General features: G+C 63.4%; 15 protein-coding genes and 1 tRNA gene. 7 read left to right on the top strand and 9 right to left on the bottom strand.

All coding sequences use genetic code 11. The annotated features are described in order from the left end of the window. Positions 1-227: 227 nt before the first annotated feature. Positions 228-1,088 carry a LysR family transcriptional regulator gene (locus J7359_RS16130; protein WP_209058170.1) on the bottom strand — a complete coding sequence of 287 codons (861 nt, stop codon included), beginning with the start codon at positions 1,086-1,088 and terminating at the stop codon, positions 228-230. 156 nt (positions 1,089-1,244) lie between these two features. On the opposite strand from J7359_RS16130, the gene J7359_RS16125 reads away from it, so the two are divergent. Further along, a complete protein-coding gene (locus J7359_RS16125) occupies positions 1,245-1,964 on the top strand; it encodes a hypothetical protein (RefSeq protein WP_209058156.1) in 720 nt (239 codons plus the stop codon). Between the two features lie 286 nt (positions 1,965-2,250). Here J7359_RS16125 and J7359_RS16120 read toward each other — a convergent pair whose 3' ends face one another. Next, positions 2,251-3,210, bottom strand: coding sequence for a pyridoxal-phosphate dependent enzyme (locus J7359_RS16120; RefSeq protein WP_209058155.1), 960 nt, complete (start codon positions 3,208-3,210; stop codon positions 2,251-2,253). Positions 3,211-3,310: 100 nt separating this feature from the next. On the opposite strand from J7359_RS16120, the gene J7359_RS16115 reads away from it, so the two are divergent. Beyond that, a complete protein-coding gene (locus tag J7359_RS16115; RefSeq protein ID WP_348524404.1) occupies positions 3,311-3,799 on the top strand; it encodes an Lrp/AsnC family transcriptional regulator in 489 nt (162 codons plus the stop codon). Positions 3,800-4,267: 468 nt separating this feature from the next. On the opposite strand, the gene J7359_RS16110 is transcribed toward J7359_RS16115, so the two are convergent. The 3 genes from J7359_RS16110 to J7359_RS20045 form a co-directional block, all read right to left on the bottom strand. Continuing rightward, positions 4,268-4,344, bottom strand: a tRNA-Pro gene (locus J7359_RS16110). Positions 4,345-4,761: 417 nt separating this feature from the next. Continuing rightward, complete coding sequence (locus tag J7359_RS16105) at positions 4,762-6,738, bottom strand: TonB-dependent receptor (protein ID WP_209058154.1); 1,977 nt, start codon at positions 6,736-6,738, stop codon at positions 4,762-4,764. A 126-nt stretch (positions 6,739-6,864) separates the two neighbouring features. Continuing rightward, entirely contained in the window at positions 6,865-7,179 is a 315-nt protein-coding gene (locus tag J7359_RS20045; protein ID WP_348524403.1) for a 4'-phosphopantetheinyl transferase superfamily protein, read from the bottom strand. Between the two features lie 669 nt (positions 7,180-7,848). Here J7359_RS20045 and J7359_RS16095 point away from each other — a divergent pair. From J7359_RS16095 to J7359_RS16085, 3 genes are read left to right on the top strand one after another with little or no spacing between them, the layout of a single operon-like run. Next, on the top strand, positions 7,849-9,033 hold the full coding sequence (locus J7359_RS16095; RefSeq protein ID WP_209058152.1) for an isochorismate synthase: 1,185 nt from the start codon (positions 7,849-7,851) through the stop codon (positions 9,031-9,033). Positions 9,034-9,058: 25 nt separating this feature from the next. Then, positions 9,059-9,697, top strand: a complete 639-nt coding sequence (locus J7359_RS16090) for an isochorismatase family protein (protein ID WP_209058151.1) — start codon at positions 9,059-9,061, stop codon at positions 9,695-9,697. Beyond that, a complete protein-coding gene (locus J7359_RS16085; protein ID WP_209058150.1) occupies positions 9,697-10,467 on the top strand; it encodes an SDR family oxidoreductase in 771 nt (256 codons plus the stop codon). The genes J7359_RS16090 and J7359_RS16085 overlap by 1 nt, the downstream gene beginning before the upstream one ends. A gap of 9 nt (positions 10,468-10,476) precedes the next feature. Here the strand turns inward: J7359_RS16085 and J7359_RS16080 are convergent, their stop codons facing one another. Together J7359_RS16080 and J7359_RS16075 are read right to left on the bottom strand one after the other, a co-directional pair. Continuing rightward, positions 10,477-10,725: a phosphopantetheine-binding protein gene (locus J7359_RS16080; RefSeq protein ID WP_247740463.1), complete on the bottom strand. Its 249-nt coding sequence runs from the start codon at positions 10,723-10,725 to the stop codon at positions 10,477-10,479. After that, on the bottom strand, positions 10,722-12,347 hold the full coding sequence (locus J7359_RS16075) for a (2,3-dihydroxybenzoyl)adenylate synthase (RefSeq protein WP_209058149.1): 1,626 nt from the start codon (positions 12,345-12,347) through the stop codon (positions 10,722-10,724). The genes J7359_RS16080 and J7359_RS16075 overlap by 4 nt, the downstream gene beginning before the upstream one ends. Positions 12,348-12,485: 138 nt before the next feature. Between J7359_RS16075 and J7359_RS16070 the strand changes: the two genes are divergently transcribed. Then, positions 12,486-13,826, top strand: coding sequence for a condensation domain-containing protein (locus tag J7359_RS16070; protein ID WP_209058147.1), 1,341 nt, complete (start codon positions 12,486-12,488; stop codon positions 13,824-13,826). A 7-nt stretch (positions 13,827-13,833) separates the two neighbouring features. Here the strand turns inward: J7359_RS16070 and J7359_RS16065 are convergent, their stop codons facing one another. Continuing rightward, the gene (locus tag J7359_RS16065; RefSeq protein ID WP_209058145.1) at positions 13,834-14,142 is read right to left on the bottom strand and encodes a DUF2218 domain-containing protein; all 309 of its coding nucleotides are present in this window, start codon (positions 14,140-14,142) and stop codon (positions 13,834-13,836) included. A gap of 175 nt (positions 14,143-14,317) precedes the next feature. Between J7359_RS16065 and J7359_RS16060 the strand changes: the two genes are divergently transcribed. Beyond that, a complete protein-coding gene (locus J7359_RS16060) occupies positions 14,318-15,160 on the top strand; it encodes a hypothetical protein (protein WP_209058143.1) in 843 nt (280 codons plus the stop codon). A gap of 11 nt (positions 15,161-15,171) precedes the next feature. On the opposite strand, the gene J7359_RS16055 is transcribed toward J7359_RS16060, so the two are convergent. After that, positions 15,172-17,451, bottom strand: a complete 2,280-nt coding sequence (locus J7359_RS16055; protein ID WP_209058140.1) for an NADP-dependent malic enzyme — start codon at positions 17,449-17,451, stop codon at positions 15,172-15,174. Positions 17,452-17,532 lie beyond the last annotated feature (81 nt).

Raw genomic sequence — 17,532 nt, 5'->3', positions numbered from 1 at the left:
TCCTCAAGACGATCCGGGAAAAGCGTGACCTGTTCCCGGTCGATGCCATCGATGAAACGTGCCATCCCTGCCTCCCACTGCCTTGCAAAAGCTTACCACGGAACAGCGTTTCCACACAGCCTCGGCCCAGAGCTGCCGTTCGACTTCATTGGAACGAAGGTCCACTTGGAGCCCAAAGTACCAGTTACTGCACTATGCGCGAATGTCGGCCATCAATGATACTACGCCTACACACGCGCAATCTCACGGATCAGATCATTTGTCTCTGGCCTCGTCGTTTGGTGCCGATAACGAAGAGCAGAAACAGTTCGCGAAATTTCAAGGCCGTCGATGGGTATCGAAACTAGGCCGCTGTCTGCTGGAATTGCCGTGGTTGGCAAAATCACCGCGCCTAATCCCTGCCGCGCGAGTTCGACTAACCAATCCACGCGATTTGACCGATAGGCCGCGTAGAGTTCGTGACCTTGGTCTGCACATGCCCCATGCAACGCATCCCGCATTTCGCAATTGGGTCGATCGAGCATGTCAGTTTCAGCGAGTGTCGAAAGAGAAATAGCGTCTCGTTCAGACAACGGGTGCGACTTGGACACCACAACCTTGTAGGACTCGTCATAGAGCTGGTCTATTCGATAGAGGTCTTCACTGACCGTCGTCGCTGTGACAACGACGTCAAATTCACCCTCTCGCAATCCGGCCAGAAGCTTGGAGGCAGACGCCACGATCAACTCTATTTCGGCTTGCGGCAATCGTGTACGGAAGCGTTCCACGGCGGCTGAAATCCGGTTGTGACCAATCGTTTCGCCAACACCGACAGAAATAGGAACCCGCGCTAGTCGCGTGTGGCGGACGGCTTCTGCCTTAGCTGCCTGCGTTTCGTCATGCGCTTTCTGTAGCCTTGGCTGCATGAGTTTTCCGAGTGCCGTCAACCTGCATCCCGCGCGGTCCCTGACAAACAGATCACCCCCGAGCTCGTGTTCAAGCTTCTTGATCGCGGTCGTCAGGGACGGTTGGGAAACATTTGAGGCGCTAGCGGCATGGGTGAAGTTGCGATGCTGGCAGACAGCCAAAAAATACCTGATCTGGTTCATCTCCACTGCCACAGTCTCCGTCACTTTCCGCCATGAGGTTCACCATAGCACATGTCTATCAAAGAATAGAAGTTCGGGATTGGTGCCTGAGGCATTCGGCATGGGAAAAGGGTGCATCGAAACCAGACACAACAACCTCTCAATCAGGAGGCGACCATGAAAGCCCAAATTCTCAAGACACTCGCCGCTTTGGCCTTGATCACGACATCTGCAGCCGCACAGGAAACCCCAATGGAAAATCACACTGCCAGCTACATCGCCATGCCCGCTGCTGAAGGCCAGACCGAAGCATTCGCCGAATTTCTGGCCGGAGCCGCCCCGATTGTCGCGGACACCGAACCAGGCACCGTGCTTTGGTTTGCCTTGCAAGCCGAAGATACGCTCGCGATCTTTGATATCTTCGTGGATGAAGAAGCGCGCAATGCGCATTTCTCCGGCGCCGTGGCCGCGGCTTTGAACCAAAATGCCGACGCGCTGGTCGCCGGAGGCTGGGACGATGGTGTTGTCGCGAACATCAACAATTCCGATGTCTTGTCGATGAGGGAACCGGTTGATCTCTACTCGGCCACGACAGCCACGTACATCACGCTCGAAGCAGCACCCGGCAAAGGGCCGGAATTGGCAGCCTTGCTGACCGCAGCTGGTCCCATCGTCGAAGAAACCGAACCCGGCACATTGTTCTGGGCGGCGCTGCAGATTGACGAAACATCCTTCGCAATCTTCGACATCTTCACAAACAATGCTGGCCGTGAAGCACACTTTGCCGGTCAAGTCGCCGGGCTGCTGAACGAACGGGCAGCGGAGTTGGTCGCTGGCGGGTGGGACTACGGTGTGGTCGCTAACGTCCACAACTTCGACATCCTCGCCATCAAGTAGCGCGATGTGACAGGAACAAAAGGCGCCTGGTGCAACGCATCAGGCGCTTTGCCGAACGAATTTAGATCACCGTGAAGCGGTCGTTCGAGTAACTGCAGCGAATTAGCGCTTTGTTCGCTGCGGCGACAAGCCGATGGCTCAAAAAAGGTGGAAGCCGACATTCGGAGCGGACCAAGGTCGACGTTTGTTCTGCGCGACCGCAAGCCCGCTCCGAGCCCTTTTCTATCGATGCCGCGACTCGAACGATTGGCTGTTTCGGCGGAAAGCGACCGCGTCGAAGGTGGGGTCAGCCATCGACCGGACCCTCGCTGAGGATCGCGAGCGGGCGCTCTCCGCCCATCCGCATCCAGCCAGCGACGCCCGCCGCTCCCGAGGGCGTGGTTGCAAGGCCCTCGGCGGCTATCAGGTCGACGGCCGCCGCGGCCTCGGCTTCGGAAACGGTCTCAAACGCGTCCGCCGTCTCGCGCAGGATGTCGAAGGCTAGGAGGGACGGCGTCTTGCAGTCGAGCCGGCCCATCTCGGAGACTGGGCCGTCGACCGTGATGATGCGACCCGCACGCATGCTCTCGCGCAGGCAAGGGGCCGCCTCGGGCTCGATCACGACGATGCGCGGCTGCACGGACCAGGCGGCGCGGATGCGTGCCGCCATCGCGGCGGCGAGGCCCCCGACACCCGCTTGGAGGTAGACGACGTCGGGCCAGGCGTCAGGCCTAGGCCCGGCGGCCTCGAACGCCTCCCGCAGCTCTTCGGCGATTACGGTATAGCCCTCCATCACCAGCTGGGGCGGCTCCGTGTAGCCGGGCCAGGATCCATCGGCGAGGTGGATCGCCCCCGTCGCCTCGGCATCCGCGATCGCGGCGGCGACGGAGGCCTCGTAGGCCTCGCCCGAACGGACGACTTCCGCCCCTTCGGCGCGCAGCCGGTCGGCGAAGTCCTCGGACACCGTGCGCGCGATGTGGATGCGGGCCATCGCTCCGAAGACCCGTGCGCCGGCGGCGACCGACAGGCCGTGGTTCCCTGCGCTCGCGGTGACGAAGGTGACATCAACCCGTCCCCTCGCCTCGATCAGCCGCAGCGCCGCGTAGGCCCCGCCCAAGGCCTTGAACGAGCCAAGCCCCATCCGTGCCCGTTCATCCTTGATCCAGAGCGGTCGCCCGCCCGGCATCTGCCGTCGGAGCGGGGTCGGTGCATGGACGGGGCACCGAGACAGGCGGGCGCGTACGGGCGCGGGGTCGAGCATGGTCATGAATGCAATCTGCCACGAAAGCGTGCGGCGTTTGCGGCACGCGTACCCGATATGCGAGAAACATTCCCGTAACGGCTGTAGCCCGTGATACGGTGGCCTCATGATGATGCCGACGTTCGATAATGCCGACCGCACGCTGCTCGCGGCCCTTCAGCGCGACGCGCAGGTCAAGCTCGACCAACTCGCTGACGAGACGGGACTGTCGGTTGCCACCGTGCAACGGCGCCTAACCCAGCTGCGCCGGAACGGGGTAATCGCGGGCACCGTCGCGGTGCTTGATCCCGCCGCGCTCGGGCAGGCGATGACCTTCGTCGTTTCGGTCGAGCTTGAGCGCGAGCGGCCAGATCAGATCGACGGCTTCGCCCGCACTGCCTGCGCCGAGCCACAGGTCCAGCAGTGCCATTACGTGACCGGCGAGGGCGACTTCGTCCTGATCTGCGTCGCCCGCGACATGGCGGATTTCGAAGCCCTCACCCGCCGTCTGTTCTTCGACCAGCCCAACGTGCGCCGCTTCCGAACTTCGGTGGTGATGACCAGCTACAAGCGCACACTCGACGTGCCAACCGATGGGCCAAACGTCGACGGATGAGAAAAGCCTGATGCTGCGGTTCGAGACAGATCCGCGAGTATGGCCTCCCAGGGCAAGCGGACATAGGGCGAGCAGAGACGAACGGCAGCTTTGTCCGCATTGCTGCCGTTCGTTCAGAACGCAGCGAACGTCTACTCCCCGCCCAACGCGTCGATGGAGTTTCTCGCAACATGGCATCTATCATGCAAGTCGGTGAGCGGAGGTGCCCCGGCATAGCAGGCATAGGAAGCCGTAATTTTGGGTGTTGTGAGATCTCGTCGGTGGCGACCGCAACTCTGAAGTCCGGCGTTTGAAAGAAAGCTGAATCCGGTAGCTCTCATCGTGACCGATCATCACTGATTGTGGCGAGTTCATTCCCAAGCGTCGTTAATTTGGCAAAATCAGTACGTTGTATGGGAGTTAATATGCGGGAGAGGCAGTTCTCGTGATCGAAAAGGCAAATCTATCTGCCTCTTTTCAAGCAAAAGATGGTCGGAGCGAGAGGATTCGAACCTCCGACCCCCTGCTCCCGAAGCAGGTGCGCTACCAGGCTGCGCTACGCTCCGACCGTAGGACGGGCAGGTAGCGCGCAATGTCGCTGAATGCAAGTCCCATCCGTTCGGACGACCACAATCTTTGAATGTGGGAAGATCAGGCGCGGCGAACCGTTCTCCGTTCGCCATGGTGATGCCGTCGAAGCCCGGCCCCAGATATCTGCACGTGCGCGAACGGAATGCACAGAACGGCGGCTAGGCACGAAATCCGGGAACCTAGTTTCGAAACCGCGCCGGCTGCCGTCGGACAGTGCAAATGACGAGAGCCGGACATGGATTGGCGAATTCAGGGAGGATAAGCCCGCCAAATCCTGACGATCAGATGTTCTGCCCAAAACTGATCGCCAGATCCGCAACGCGGCCGCTACCAACCAAAAAAAAGCGGCGCCAATCGCGTGGCGCCGCTGATGAAGATCTGCTTGCTGGAGATCAGAAATCCATCGTCAGACCCAGTGTGACGGTCCGGCCGGGCGCATAAAGCGGGGTCACGTCAGGCTCCGTATTGCGGCCATAGCTAGAGCGTTCGTAATAGGCCTTGTCCAGCAGGTTATCGACGCCAAGACGGACCACGACATTCTCGTAGCTGGCCGGACGCCATTCGGCATAGGCGTTCAGAACGCCATAACCGGGGTGATCCTCGAACCCGTTATCGTCGATATAATCCCCGGACAGTCGGTCCGCCATCTCCAGCGTGGCGCCCACGGTCAGGTTGTATTGCGGAATCTCCTGATCCACGAACAACGAGGCGACGGTGCCGATCGGGGTGGCCTCGCCGCCGGCGGGCGGCAGTTCATCGCCGTCGAAGGTCAGCTTGGCGGTGGTGATGCTGGCGCCGAACCGGCCGCTGCCCCAGCTGTAGTTACCCGACAGCGTGACGCCCCGGCTGCGATATTCCTCGCTGTTCTCGAGGATCGGGAAATACGCGTTGGCCAGACCGTCCAGACGGGTGTCGAACAGGGTCAGGTTGCCTGTCCAGTTACCCTGATTCGCATTCACGCCAAGCTTGTAGTTGGTGGCAGTGGCCGGTTCATAGTCGGGCGAGGTAAAGGTGCTGCTGTCGCGGGCGTGCAGATAGCCGTACTCGCCGATGTCGTATCCCAGCCAGGTACGCGACGCCCCCGCGAATACCTCGTATCCCGGTGAGACTTCATAGGCCACGGTGCCGTTCACGCTGACGCCGCTATCCGCCTTTCGCAGGCCGTTCCAATCGGTATAGCGGTGGTGGTCCACGCGCGCGCCGGTGGACAGATCGATGCCGTTCTGGAATTCGAACCGCCCCTGCACGAACGCCCCGACCTGCATCGTCTCGGTGGTGTGGAAACGAACATCCGTGTCGCCAAAATTGTCGATCTTGTAGTCGTTATAGGCCCAGTCGATCCCGGTGGTGATGGTGCCCGGCCCCATGGCAAAGCGGTTCTGCATCACGCCGCCCACGGCCTGTGCCTCGAACGCGAAGTCGCCGCCGGCACGATCCGGGATGAAGTCGGGGCGCGTGTATTCGTTGCGGCTGACATAGAACCGTATCTCGGGATCCCACATCGCGGTGGGCGCGGTCGAACTGTATCTCAGGCTCAGCGTGTCGCGCGTGATCTTCAGCGGGAAGACCTCGTCGCTCAGGTCCATGTTCATCCGCGCCACACGGTCTGCATCGTCCCTGCTGTGCTCGTAGGACAATTCGATCCGGTGGGTTTCGAACTCGTAGCCCAGCTTGACAAGCCCGCCGGTGACAGCGGATTCGCTGCCCGGAATTTCATCGCCATTGCCAGCGTCATAATTATCGCCGCGTGCGGCATGGACCATGGCGAACCAGTCAAAGCCCTCGTGAACGCCGTAGCCCGCCAGATTGGCCGACACCCCGCGCCCGTTGGTGCCATAGGACAGGCCGACGCGACCGCCCTGCGTGCGACCATCGGTCAACAAGTCGCGCGCACCAAGCGTTTCATAGCGCACAGCACCGGCTGCGGCGGCGAAACCGGCGTCTGCGGGCGCCGCGCCTGCATTCACCTCGACCCGTTTCAGGAAGGCCGGATCGATCACGTTCGAGCCGCTGTGATGCCAGCCATCCTTGAATTGCGGCACGCCGTCCACCGACACGGCAAGGTTCGACTGCTCAAGTCCAAAGACATGGATACGCTTCGACTGGCCAGACCCCGCAGCGACTGTGACCGCGGAATCCCGCGCGAACAGTTCCGACACGTCCGCCGGCTGCAGCGCCTCGATATCCTGCTGGCTCACGACGACACCGCCCGTCGCCTCGACGCTTTCCTGCCCGTCGGCAACCAGGGTGATCGGGCTGAGAATAATGGTGCCCGGCGTTTGCGAGATCGTTGCGTCCTGCGCGGCGGACGCCGTCGCAAGTGCAAGAATGGAAACACCCGCAAGCGGGAAGACGCGGCGCAGCTTCATGACGGAACCTCGATAAATTGACGATGTGGTTCGCCTAGTCCGGCCGCGCCGGGATTCACAACTGTTTTACTAAGGATTAAATCAAGAACGCGGCGGGCGTGTTGTAAAAATATCATAGTTAAATAGTCAGGATTCCCGCGTAACTGCCAATGTGTGCACCTCACGGCCCATGCAGCGCCAGAAAACGGGCCAGCTATGCCCGTCCATGCACAGGTCAAGCGTGGCGGCGCGCCAGCAGGTTACGTTGACAGCGCGGCAATCGGGCAAGTTACAGCGCTGCGGGGACAACGCCTTGAACAGTGCCTCCTTGGCCGAAAAGATCACCGAAACGGCGTCGGCTTCCCCAAGCCACGGGGCGCGCGCACGAAGATCGCCCGGCGACAGAACGGCGGGTGCCAGCAGGGACGCGGCGGCGGCGTCAAGCCGCAACTCACAATCCACGCCCAGCCCGGAAAACCCACGACCCGCGACGGCAACGACGCGCGCAGGGCTGTGGCTGATGGACCCTGTGCATCGATCCGGCCAGCAAGGTGCGCGCCCTTGCATTCCGACGAATTCCGAAGCCCCCAAACGGCGCAACGCAAGCGCGGCGCACAATCGCCCCGAAAGCCACTCGCGCCGTCTGCGCGGTCGCGCCATGCGAAGATCACGATGCAAGGCTACCCGCAGGATTTCATGATTCCCGGCGTCGCAGCACAAGGTGTCGGGATCGGCATCGTCCATGATCCATGCTGGGTCAAACTGTGCCCAGGACAGGCCCGGCACCACAAAAAGCGGCGTCTCCAAGATGTCTGCAACCTGCATCATTCTGCCTTTCATATGCCCCACCAGGCCGCGCCAAGGCAGGGTTTCGCCGCGCCTCCATAATCCTTACTTTTTTAGTTGACTATAGCCCGTAGATTGGACAGGTTCGCGCCGGGATCCGACATAAACCCCTCTTGTCGCTCCTCGGACCGCGTCCCGCCCCGGGCATGGCGCGGTCCGACCCTTGAAAACCCCACCGACGCGCAGCCGACCCTGCTTCGCGTCCGGCAGGCATCATCCTTGGCCGGTCAGGCCCTGTCCCGAAACTCCACGGCAACCGCCAGTGGGCAGCCAGTGATGAACAGCATGAACATGTCACTTCTTGATCCTGCCGAATTCGCGCGGGCCAACGCCGCGGCAGGGCATTTTGTCTTCCGTGGACCGGATGGCACCCTGCGCGCCAGAGGAACACCGTCACCGGTCCCCTCCGGAACCGGCGCAACGCGACAGGCACGGGTGTCGCAGGCCCTTGCAGAAGGTGGCACCGGTTCGGTTCTGGCCGGTGCGCTGCCGTTCCGGCGCGACGGGGCCGACTGCCTGTGGCTTGCCGCCGGCATCGACCGCCAGCCGCTGCACGCGACAACGGCGCACGCCTGCGCACCAGATCCCACCCTGCGCGCGGAACCGGCCGCGGCGAAATACGCCGAAACCGTCGCCGAGGCGCTGCGCATCATGACGTCCGACCCAGACGGCCCGGACCGTCTGCGCAAGATCGTGCTGGCACGCAGCCTGACCGTGCATGCCAGCCGCCCGATCAATCCCGACCTGCTGCAATCCAGATTGGCCGAGGATCCGACTGTCACGACCTTTCACGTGGCGCTGCGCGATGCATCCTTCGGGGACAGCCCCGCAGTCCTGGTCGGCGCCTCGCCCGAGATACTGGTGGAAAAGCGCGCCGGTCGGATCATGTCGAACCCGCTGGCCGGGTCTGCACCGCGACACGCGGACCCCACAGCGGATGCCGAGGCTTGCGCCGGATTGGCCGGATCGGACAAGGATCGACGCGAACACGCGATGGTGGTGGAATATATCCTCGACACGCTTGCCCCCTGTTGCCGCCAGCTTGGCTGCCCGGATGGAACGGGCCTGACCTGCACGCGCAGCATGTGGCATCTGGGAACCCGTATTACCGGCGAACTGAAGGACGACAGCACGCCGTCGATCCTGCTGGCCACGATGCTGCACCCGACCCCGGCCGTGTGCGGCCTGCCCTGCGATCGCGCCGCCGCGCTGATCGAGCGGCTAGAACCGGTCGGACGCGACTACTATGCAGGCGCCGTGGGCTGGTGCGACACCACTGGTGATGGCGCCTGGCATGTCGCGATCCGCTGCGCCCGGATCGCCGGCAATCAGGCCCGGCTGTATGCCGGTGCCGGGATCGTGCCCGGCTCGGATCCCGCCTCCGAGGCCGCCGAGACCGGCAACAAGTTTGCCGCGCTGCTGCGCGCCCTGGGATTGCCCGCAGATGCCGCCATGTCCGCCACGACCTGACCCGAACCGAATCGAAAGACCGACGATGGCCCTGCCCCGCATCATGCCCTACGCAACCCCGACCGACCTGCCACGCCCACGCGCGGACTGGCGCCCTGAACGCGACCGCACGGCCCTGCTGGTCCATGACATGCAGCGGTATTTCTGCGCCGCATTCAGCCCTGACCAACAGCCGCTGGAATCCGTCACAGGCAATATCGCTCGACTTCTGGCGTCGGCACGCCAGGCCGACATTCCGGTGTTCTACACCGCACAGCGCGGCGACCAGTTTCGTGCGGATCGCGGGTTGCAGGCGGATCTGTGGGGACCGGGCATGCGCGCGACCCCTGAACACGAAGATATCCTGCCCGGGATCGCGCCCCGATCCGGCGACCACGTGCTGGTCAAACATCGCTACAGCGCATTCCAGCGATCAAACCTGGCCGAGTTGATGCGCGCGCGCGGCCGCGATCAGTTGCTGGTGACGGGGATCTACGCGCATATCGGCTGCCTGTGCACCGCTGCCGAGGCGTTCCAGCGCGATATCCAACCCTTTGCGATCACCGACGCGCAGGCCGACTTCGACCTCCCCCGTCACAAAATGGCGATGGGATGGGTGGCCGCGTGCTGCGGCGGCGTGATCGACACCACGGCGGCGCTGGCCGCGATGGCGGAGGCTGCGTGATGCGACTGACCGGGTTTCAGGACCGCGCGGCTTTCGTCACCGGCGCTGCAGGGGGCATCGGACAGGCGCTGGTCGCCATGCTGCGCGACGCGGGCGCACGCGTCTTCGCGACCGATCTGGCGCCGGCCCCGCCCGGTCTTCCTGCGGATGACGGGCTGATCTGGCACAGGCTGGATGTCGCCGACGGCCCCGCCGTAGAAGCCGCAATCGCCCTTGCGGCAGAGGCGATGGGCACGATCACGCTGGCCGTGCATGCCGCAGGAATTCTGTCGAATCTGTCGGTCCTGGACACATCCGATCAGGAATGGCAGCGGGTGATGGGAACGAATGCCGGCGGTACATTCCATGTCACCCGTGCGATCGGCAGGCATATGGCCGCGCAGAACAGACCGGGCTCGATCGTGGTCATCGGATCGAATGCCGCCGGTGTGCCACGGCAGAACATGGCAAGCTATGCGGCCTCGAAGGCGGCGGCAGCCATGCTGGTTCGCTGTGCCGGGCTGGAACTTGCACAGCATGGCGTGCGCTGCAACATCGTTGCCCCAGGATCGACCCTGACGCCCATGCAGACCGGCATGTGGGCCGACGATCAGGGCGCCGCACGGGTGATCGCAGGCGATCCGGCCGGCTTCCGCACCGGGATTCCCTTGGCCAAGCTGGCCACCCCGCAGGACGTCGCGCAGGCTGCGATGTTCCTGCTGTCGGATCAGGCGGGCCATGTAACCATGGCCGATCTGTATGTCGATGGCGGCGCCACGCTGCGCGCATGATCCGACAGGCTATGTCCTCGCGCGCCGGTCGATCAGGGCCCACCATGCATCGATCGTCGCCTCGCGGGCCAGATCCTCGAAGGTGACCGGCACCCCGCGTCGCTCCAGTTCCGCGACCAGTTGCATGACCGCGACCGAATCCAGACCGTAAAGGGTCAGGTCCTCGGCCGGATCAATCGGCCCCTCGTCATCGATCATGCCGGCAACACGGTTCATCAGCCAGCCGCGATCCAGTGTCGGCATATCGTTCGCGGTCATCCTGTCGCTCCTTGTTCTTCCGCGAGTTCCAGCTGCGCGCGAAGTTGTTTCTTGTCGGGTTTTCCAACCGCCGTCAGCGGCAGGTCATCCACGAATCGGAAACGGTCCGGCAGCTTGTAGTCGGCGATCCCCAGCCCGGTCAGGTGGCGTCGCAGATCGACGCCGCGCAGGTTGGTGCGCGCGACCACGAAGGCGCAGCTTTTCTCGCCCAGACCCGCGTCGGGTATGGGCACCAGCGCCACCTGTCGTATCTCGGGGTGCCGCAGCAGCAGATGCTCGACCTCTTCCGAGGCAATCTTTTCGCCGCCGCGATTGATCTGATCCTTGACGCGCCCGACGACGCGCAGGTTGCCGCCCGCCATCCGCCGGACCAGATCACCGCTGAAATAGAAGCCTTCCGCATCGAAGGCGCGGGCGTTCTGGTCCGGCGCAAGGTAGTAGCCGCGAAACGTATAGGGGCCACGCACCGCAAGCTGACCCGTCTCGCCGTCGGGAACCGGGCTGCCGTCTTCGGACAGGATCCGGATTTGGTCATCGGGACTGATGGGCCGCCCCTGCGTTGTAAAGACGACATCGTCCGGGTCGTCCAGCCGCGTGTAGTTCACCAGCCCTTCGGCCATGCCGAAGACCTGCTGAAGCCTGCATCCCAGCTTGTCCGGCACCTGCCGCGCCTGCGCTTCGGCGAAACTGGCCCCGCCGACCAGCAGATGGTCCAGCGGCGCGGGGGGCGCACCGCGCGTTTCCGCCGCCTGTATCCACAGCCCTACGGCCGATGGCACAAGGGCTGCCATCGTCACCGAATGTCGCGCGATGAGATCGAAGCACGGCAGGGGGTCGGGGCTGTCGGCCATCACCACGGTGCCGCCGGCATGAAACACACCCAGCGCTCCCGGCGAACTGAGCAGGAAATTGTGCGGCGCGGGCAACGCGCACAGGAACCGGGTCTGCTGCGTCACGCCACAGATACGGACGCTTTCGCGGACGCTGTAATCATAGTCGTCATGGGTTCGCGGGATCAGCTTCGGGGTCCCGGTGCTGCCGCCCGACAACTGGAAGAACGCAACGCTGTACGCAGGCGTCGGAGCCATGTCCGGCGGTGGGCTTGCATCACGGCGCAGCCAGTGCGTCAGGCTGCGAGAAGCCAGCTCATCACCCAGGAACAGCGCCTCGGACAGGTTCGGGGTCAGTGCCTGCAACTGCGCAAGAAACGCGTCATCTCCGAAAAGCCTGTGGGCACGGTCCGCGATCAGAAGCCGGGGCTGAATCTGGTCTGCATAGGACGACAGCTCGATCTGACGATGGCTGTACAGCGCGTTGACGGGCGCGACGCCCAACTTCATCAGCGCAAGGAACACCATGTAGAATTCTGCGACATTGGGCAGTTGCACCAGCGCGGTATCACCGTGCCCCAAGCCGCGCCCGGAAAGATACGCGGCAAGATTGGTCGCAGCCCGATCAAGTTCAGCATAGCTGACCTGCCGTCCCTTGCAGATGATCGCGGTCGCTTCGGGCCTTGCGCTGGCCTGCGCCTCCATTCCCGCACAAAGCGGGCGGCCGATCCAATACCCGCGCTGGCGATAGATCTGCGCCAGTTCCTCTGGCCAGGGTGTGAATTCGATCATGACAGACGGCCCCTTGTGGCAGGTAAATCTGGATGCGCCATGGACGGCTGGTTGACGCCGCCGGATACATAAGTATTTTTGTCGGAAATGGCAATCCGACCATTTCCCCCGGTTCTCGACATATGAAAGGATGCCCAGATGGCTTCGCCCCGGCAGCGCACTGAATGGCTTCCGCTGACACTGGGTCAGCTTGATTTCTGGCAGGAATATCGCGCCCATCGGGGCAAGTCGGTGTCTACCGTCGCGCATCTGACCCGCCTGCACGGCGATCTGGACCACGCCGCTTTGTCCGTCGCGATCCGCGACTGCATCGCGGAATCGGATGTCATGTGCCTGCGGTTCCGGGAACGCGACGGCATCCCGGAACAGATGATCGATCCTGCGCTGGCCCCTGTTCTGCGCGAGATGGATCTGCGCGGCGAAACCGATCCCGATGGTCGGGCGCGCAGCATGATGCAGGAAGACCTGGATCGACCCCTTGACCTGCTGACGGGTCCGCTAGTCGCGCAGTGGCTGGTCAGGACGGGCGACAAAGACTGCATGTGGTATTGCCGCGGCCATCACATCTTTCTTGACGGATACTCCATGGCGCTAATCGAACGGCGCGTGGCGCGCCTGTATGCGCATCATGCAGGGGGCGACGACCCCGGCGACCCCTTCCTGCCCTTCCCGGAATATCTTCGTGAAGAAAGCGAATATCGCGTCAGTGACCGCCACGCATCCGACGGTGCGTTCTGGCAGGACCGGATCGCCGAAGCGCCCAGGCTTGTCGTGCTGGACAAGGGATCCGAGGACTATCCCCAGACCCAGCGCTGCGCCGAGACAGACCTGCACCACCTGTCAGCCCCTTTGCAATCAACTGGCGAGCGTTTCGCGATGGGCTGGCCCGACATGCTGACCTTGCTGACCGGGCTGTGGCTTTGGGGCCATCCCGAGAGCGATCGGGGCCGTGCCTTCTCCGAACGCGTGATCTGGCTGCCGTTCCAAAGCCGTATGGGCTGTGTTGGTTCTCGCATTCCGGCGATGGCCGTCAACATCCTGCCGTTCCGCGTCACCGCCGATCCGACGCACGATCTGACCGAAACCCTGCGCACCATGGCGCGCGACCTGCGCAAGCATCGGCGCCACGGGCGCTATCGCATCGAACAGATCACCCTTGACCAAAGCATCGCGGCGGGCCGTAGATATTTCTTTTCTCCGCTGATCAATGTCATGCCCTTCGACCCGCCCCGCCTGCCGGGCGCGGATATCCGGCAAGAGGTGCTTGCGGCGGGACCGGGCGACGGGTTCAATATCGGCTTCGCGGCAGACAGCCGTGGCGACGGGCTGATGCTTTATCTTGAGGCGGACCCCCGGCTGACCTCGGACGCGCTGTTCCGGCATCACACCGATGGCTTGCCGCGCTTCTTGCAGCAATGCCTTTGCGATGATGACGGGGCCGCGACGCTGCAGGATCTGCTGCGCTTGTCACCGGCCTGAGCACGCCTCAGTCGGCAGCTGCGGGCGCAGACCAGTTCATCGACAGGAAATCCTCGCGAAAGGCAAAGCGCGTCAGGTGATCGTCGATGATCGGACGCATCTGCGCCAGAGCGGCTTCACTGTCCGCAGATAGCTGCACGGTCAGACCGGAATCGTCCGCATGCAGTTTTGCCGTGCCCATGGCGAAGGTGACATGGCCCTGATCGCCCTCGACCTCGGCCGGCACCTTGTGGGCGAAATGCTTGCAAAGCTGCGTCATGTATTTCCGCGCATTCTGCGTGGCAAACTGCCCGACCGTCTGAAATGTCGCTGTCATCGCCAATCCCAACTTATTCTGTCAACTTTGCGTCAGATGCGCCGACCCACCCCTGCGTGTCAATGCCGCGTCTGCTGTCACACAATCACATCGCGGCGAAGGGATCGCGGATACTGTCGGTTGCCTCACAACCGCAGGCGGCGCATCTTCTGCGCAAATGTGGATGGAGACCGGATTGCGCAAAAACACCGCATGGCCGCTGCCGGTTGCCTCGTTCTGGGCGGGCGAGCCGCTGTCATTCATCGAACAGATGGTGATCCGGTCCTATCAGGAACAAGGCTGCGACCTCACGCTGTATCTGGCGCATCCTGTTGCGGGTGTTCCCGATGGCGTGCGAACCGCAGACGCCGCCGACATCATGCCGCCGCCCGACTTCCTGTCCGATCCGCCCACGCGCAAGCAACTGGCGGTCTGGTCGGATCTGTTCCGGATCAGACTGCTGGAACGGCATCAGGTGATCTGGGCGGATCTGGACGCCTATTGTCTGCGACCCTTCGCGCTGAACGAAGGATATGCGGCTGGTCTGGACGACAGGGGCGGCGTCCTGTCCGGAGTGCTGGCACTGCCGCAGGACTGCCCGACACTGCAACTGATGGCAAGGTTTCTCGAGGGGCGTCAGCTTGAACCGCCCTGGGCAGACCCCGGCTGGCTTGATCGGCGCCGCGGCCAGGACCGGCTGGGACCGGCCGACCTGCCGTGGGGTGATACCGGTCCGCGTCTGCTGACGCACGCCCTGCAACAGACAGGCCAGTTCTGGCGCGCCGCGCCACGGCACATCTATTATCCACTGTTTCGCGACTCTCTGCGTCTGCTCTGGACGCCGGGGGCGCCGGACAGGCTGATCCAGCGCGACGGGACCACGTCGGTCCATATCTTCGGCTTCACCAAGCGCGCCTTGTGGACCTGGTGGCAGGGGTTGCCGCCGCCCGAAAGCTGGCTTGCGCGAACCGCACGGCGGCACGGCATCGATCCTGCCGACGCGCCCGCCAAGGCAGAGCCACTGCCCCTCAAGGGCTGATGCGGCATAACCTAGCGGACCGCGCCAAGCCCCCCGGCCGAAATCGCCGCCATATGCAGGATATCGCTGACCGTCGAGGTCGTCGAACAGATCTGGATCGGCCGCGGCACCCCGGTCAGGATCGGACCAATCACCGTCGCGCCCGCCATTTCCTGCATCAGCTTGACCGAGATCGACGCCGAATGCCGCGCCGGCACGACCAGCACATTGGCCGGGCCGGTCAGCCGGCTGAACGGATAGCGCGCGGCTGAATCGGCGTTCAGCGCGACATCCACGGTCATCTCGCCCTCGTATTCGAAATCGACGCCGCGCGCATCCAGCACCTTGGGCGCCTCGGCCATCTTCGTGGCCCTTTCGCTGACCGGATACCCGAAATTCGAGAAGGACAGGAAGGCAACGCGCGGCTCCAGCCCAAGGCCGCGGGCGACCGCGGCACCGCGGGTCGCGATGTCCGCCAGATCTTCGGCCTCGGGCCATTCGTGAACCAGCGTATCGCCGATCAGGACGATCCGCCCCTTGTGCAGCACCGCGGTGACGCCCACCGCCCCGTCCTGCGGTCGCAGATCGAAAACCTGCCCGATCTGCGCCAGAACATGGGCATTCTTGCGCGTGGCCCCTGTCACCAGCCCGTCGCCATGGCCATGCGCCAGCATCAGCGCCGCAAAGACATGGCGGTCGCGATTGGCAAGCTTGTGCGCGTCCTCTCGGTCGACACCCTTGCGCTGAAGGCGAGCATAGAGAAATTCGTGATAGGCATCGAGATGCCGGGAATTGGCGGCATTCACGACGGTGATCTCGCGCGCGGCATCGGCAAGCCCCGCTGCCTCCAGCTTATCGCGAACGTCATTCTCGCGTCCGACGACAAGCGCCTGTCCCATCCCGGTCCGTTGCCATGCCACGGCCGCGCGCAGCACGCGGGGATCGTCGCCTTCCGCAAATATCATCCGGGCCTGTTTCTGCCGCGCACGGACGTGGATGCCGCGCAGGATCGCCGCGGTCGGGTCCATCCGCGCCTTCAGCGATTGGACATACCCGTCCATGTCGATGATCGGGCGGCGGGCGACGCCTGTATCCATGCCGGCCTGCGCGACGGCGGGCGGCACGACATGGATCAGGCGCGGATCGAAGGGCGTCGGAATGATGTAGTCGCGCCCAAACTGCAACTTGCGGCCGTAGGCTGCGGCAACCTCGTCGGGCACATCCTCGCGCGCCAGACGCGCAAGGGCCTCGGCGCAGGCGATCTTCATATCGTCATTGATCGCCCGGGCGTGGATGTCCAGCGCGCCGCGGAACAGATAGGGAAAGCCCAGAACGTTGTTCACCTGGTTCGGGTAATCGCTGCGCCCGGTGGCCACGATGGCGTCTGGGCGGACGGCATGGGCATCCTCGGGGGTGATCTCCGGATCGGGGTTCGCCATGGCGAAGATGACCGGATTGTCGGCCATCGATTGCACCATGTCCTGCGTCACAGCGCCCTTGGCAGACACACCCAGAAACACATCGGCGCCCTTCATCGCGTCTTCCAGGCTGCGGGCCTCGGTCACGACGGCATGGGCGGATTTCCACTGGTTCATGCCCTCGGCGCGACCTTGATAGATCACGCCCTTGGTGTCGCACATGATGCAGTTGTCGTGGCGCGCGCCCATGGATTTCAGCAGTTCGAGACAGGCGATCCCGGCGGCACCGGCGCCATTCAGGACGATCTTCACATCCTCGATCTTCTTGCCCGACAGTTCCAGCGCGTTGATCAGGCCGGCCGCGCAGATCACCGCCGTGCCATGCTGATCGTCATGGAAGACGGGAATATCCATAAGCTCTTTCAGGCGCTGCTCGATGATGAAGCATTCGGGCGCCTTGATGTCTTCCAGGTTGATCCCGCCAAAGGTCGGCCCCATCAGCCTGACCGCGTTGACGAATTCGTCGGCATCCTCGGTGTCCAGTTCGATGTCGATGGCGTTCACATCGGCGAATCGCTTGAACAGGACAGCCTTGCCCTCCATCACCGGCTTCGAGGCCAGTGCCCCCAGATTGCCCATCCCAAGGATCGCCGTGCCGTTCGAGATGACTGCGACCATGTTGCCCTTGGTGGTATAGTCATATGCCGTCTCGGGCTGATCAGCGATCGCCTGGACCGGCACCGCGACGCCGGGACTGTATGCCAGGGACAGGTCGCGCTGCGTTGTCATCGGGGTCGAGGCGACGATGTCGTATTTTCCCGGCCGCGGCTCCATGTGATAGGCCAGCGCCTCTTCGGGCGTGATGCGGGCACCGCGGCGTGTCTTGTCGGTCATCTGTCGTCGTCCCTCCCCATGCGTCCGGCCTGATTAACGCGCCGCCATCCGGGGCTCAACGCCCCATCGCATTTCCTGATT

Origin of the sequence: Paracoccus sp. R12_2 (assembly GCF_017744015.1) — a bacterium.
In the GTDB taxonomy this organism is placed as follows: Bacteria; Pseudomonadota; Alphaproteobacteria; order Rhodobacterales; family Rhodobacteraceae; genus Paracoccus.
The sequence above is the reverse complement of the archived record's forward strand: the minus strand, read 5'-3'. Positions and strand labels throughout refer to the sequence as shown.

Excerpts from the sequence above, each read along its gene's own strand:
- J7359_RS16055 (WP_209058140.1), bottom strand. The coding sequence starts at position 17,451 with ATGACCGACAAGACACGCCGCGGTGCCCGCATCACGCCCGAAGAGGCG.
- J7359_RS16120 (WP_209058155.1), bottom strand. The coding sequence starts at position 3,210 with ATGACCATGCTCGACCCCGCGCCCGTACGCGCCCGCCTGTCTCGGTGC.
- J7359_RS16115 (WP_348524404.1), top strand. The coding sequence starts at position 3,311 with ATGATGATGCCGACGTTCGATAATGCCGACCGCACGCTGCTCGCGGCC.
- J7359_RS16065 (WP_209058145.1), bottom strand. The coding sequence starts at position 14,142 with ATGACAGCGACATTTCAGACGGTCGGGCAGTTTGCCACGCAGAATGCG.
- J7359_RS16075 (WP_209058149.1), bottom strand. The coding sequence starts at position 12,347 with ATGATCGAATTCACACCCTGGCCAGAGGAACTGGCGCAGATCTATCGC.
- J7359_RS16085 (WP_209058150.1), top strand. The coding sequence starts at position 9,697 with ATGCGACTGACCGGGTTTCAGGACCGCGCGGCTTTCGTCACCGGCGCT.
- J7359_RS16070 (WP_209058147.1), top strand. The coding sequence starts at position 12,486 with ATGGCTTCGCCCCGGCAGCGCACTGAATGGCTTCCGCTGACACTGGGT.
- J7359_RS16090 (WP_209058151.1), top strand. The coding sequence starts at position 9,059 with ATGGCCCTGCCCCGCATCATGCCCTACGCAACCCCGACCGACCTGCCA.
- J7359_RS16130 (WP_209058170.1), bottom strand. The coding sequence starts at position 1,088 with ATGAACCAGATCAGGTATTTTTTGGCTGTCTGCCAGCATCGCAACTTC.
- J7359_RS16095 (WP_209058152.1), top strand. The coding sequence starts at position 7,849 with ATGAACATGTCACTTCTTGATCCTGCCGAATTCGCGCGGGCCAACGCC.
- J7359_RS16080 (WP_247740463.1), bottom strand. The coding sequence starts at position 10,725 with ATGACCGCGAACGATATGCCGACACTGGATCGCGGCTGGCTGATGAAC.
- J7359_RS16105 (WP_209058154.1), bottom strand. The coding sequence starts at position 6,738 with ATGAAGCTGCGCCGCGTCTTCCCGCTTGCGGGTGTTTCCATTCTTGCA.
- J7359_RS16125 (WP_209058156.1), top strand. The coding sequence starts at position 1,245 with ATGAAAGCCCAAATTCTCAAGACACTCGCCGCTTTGGCCTTGATCACG.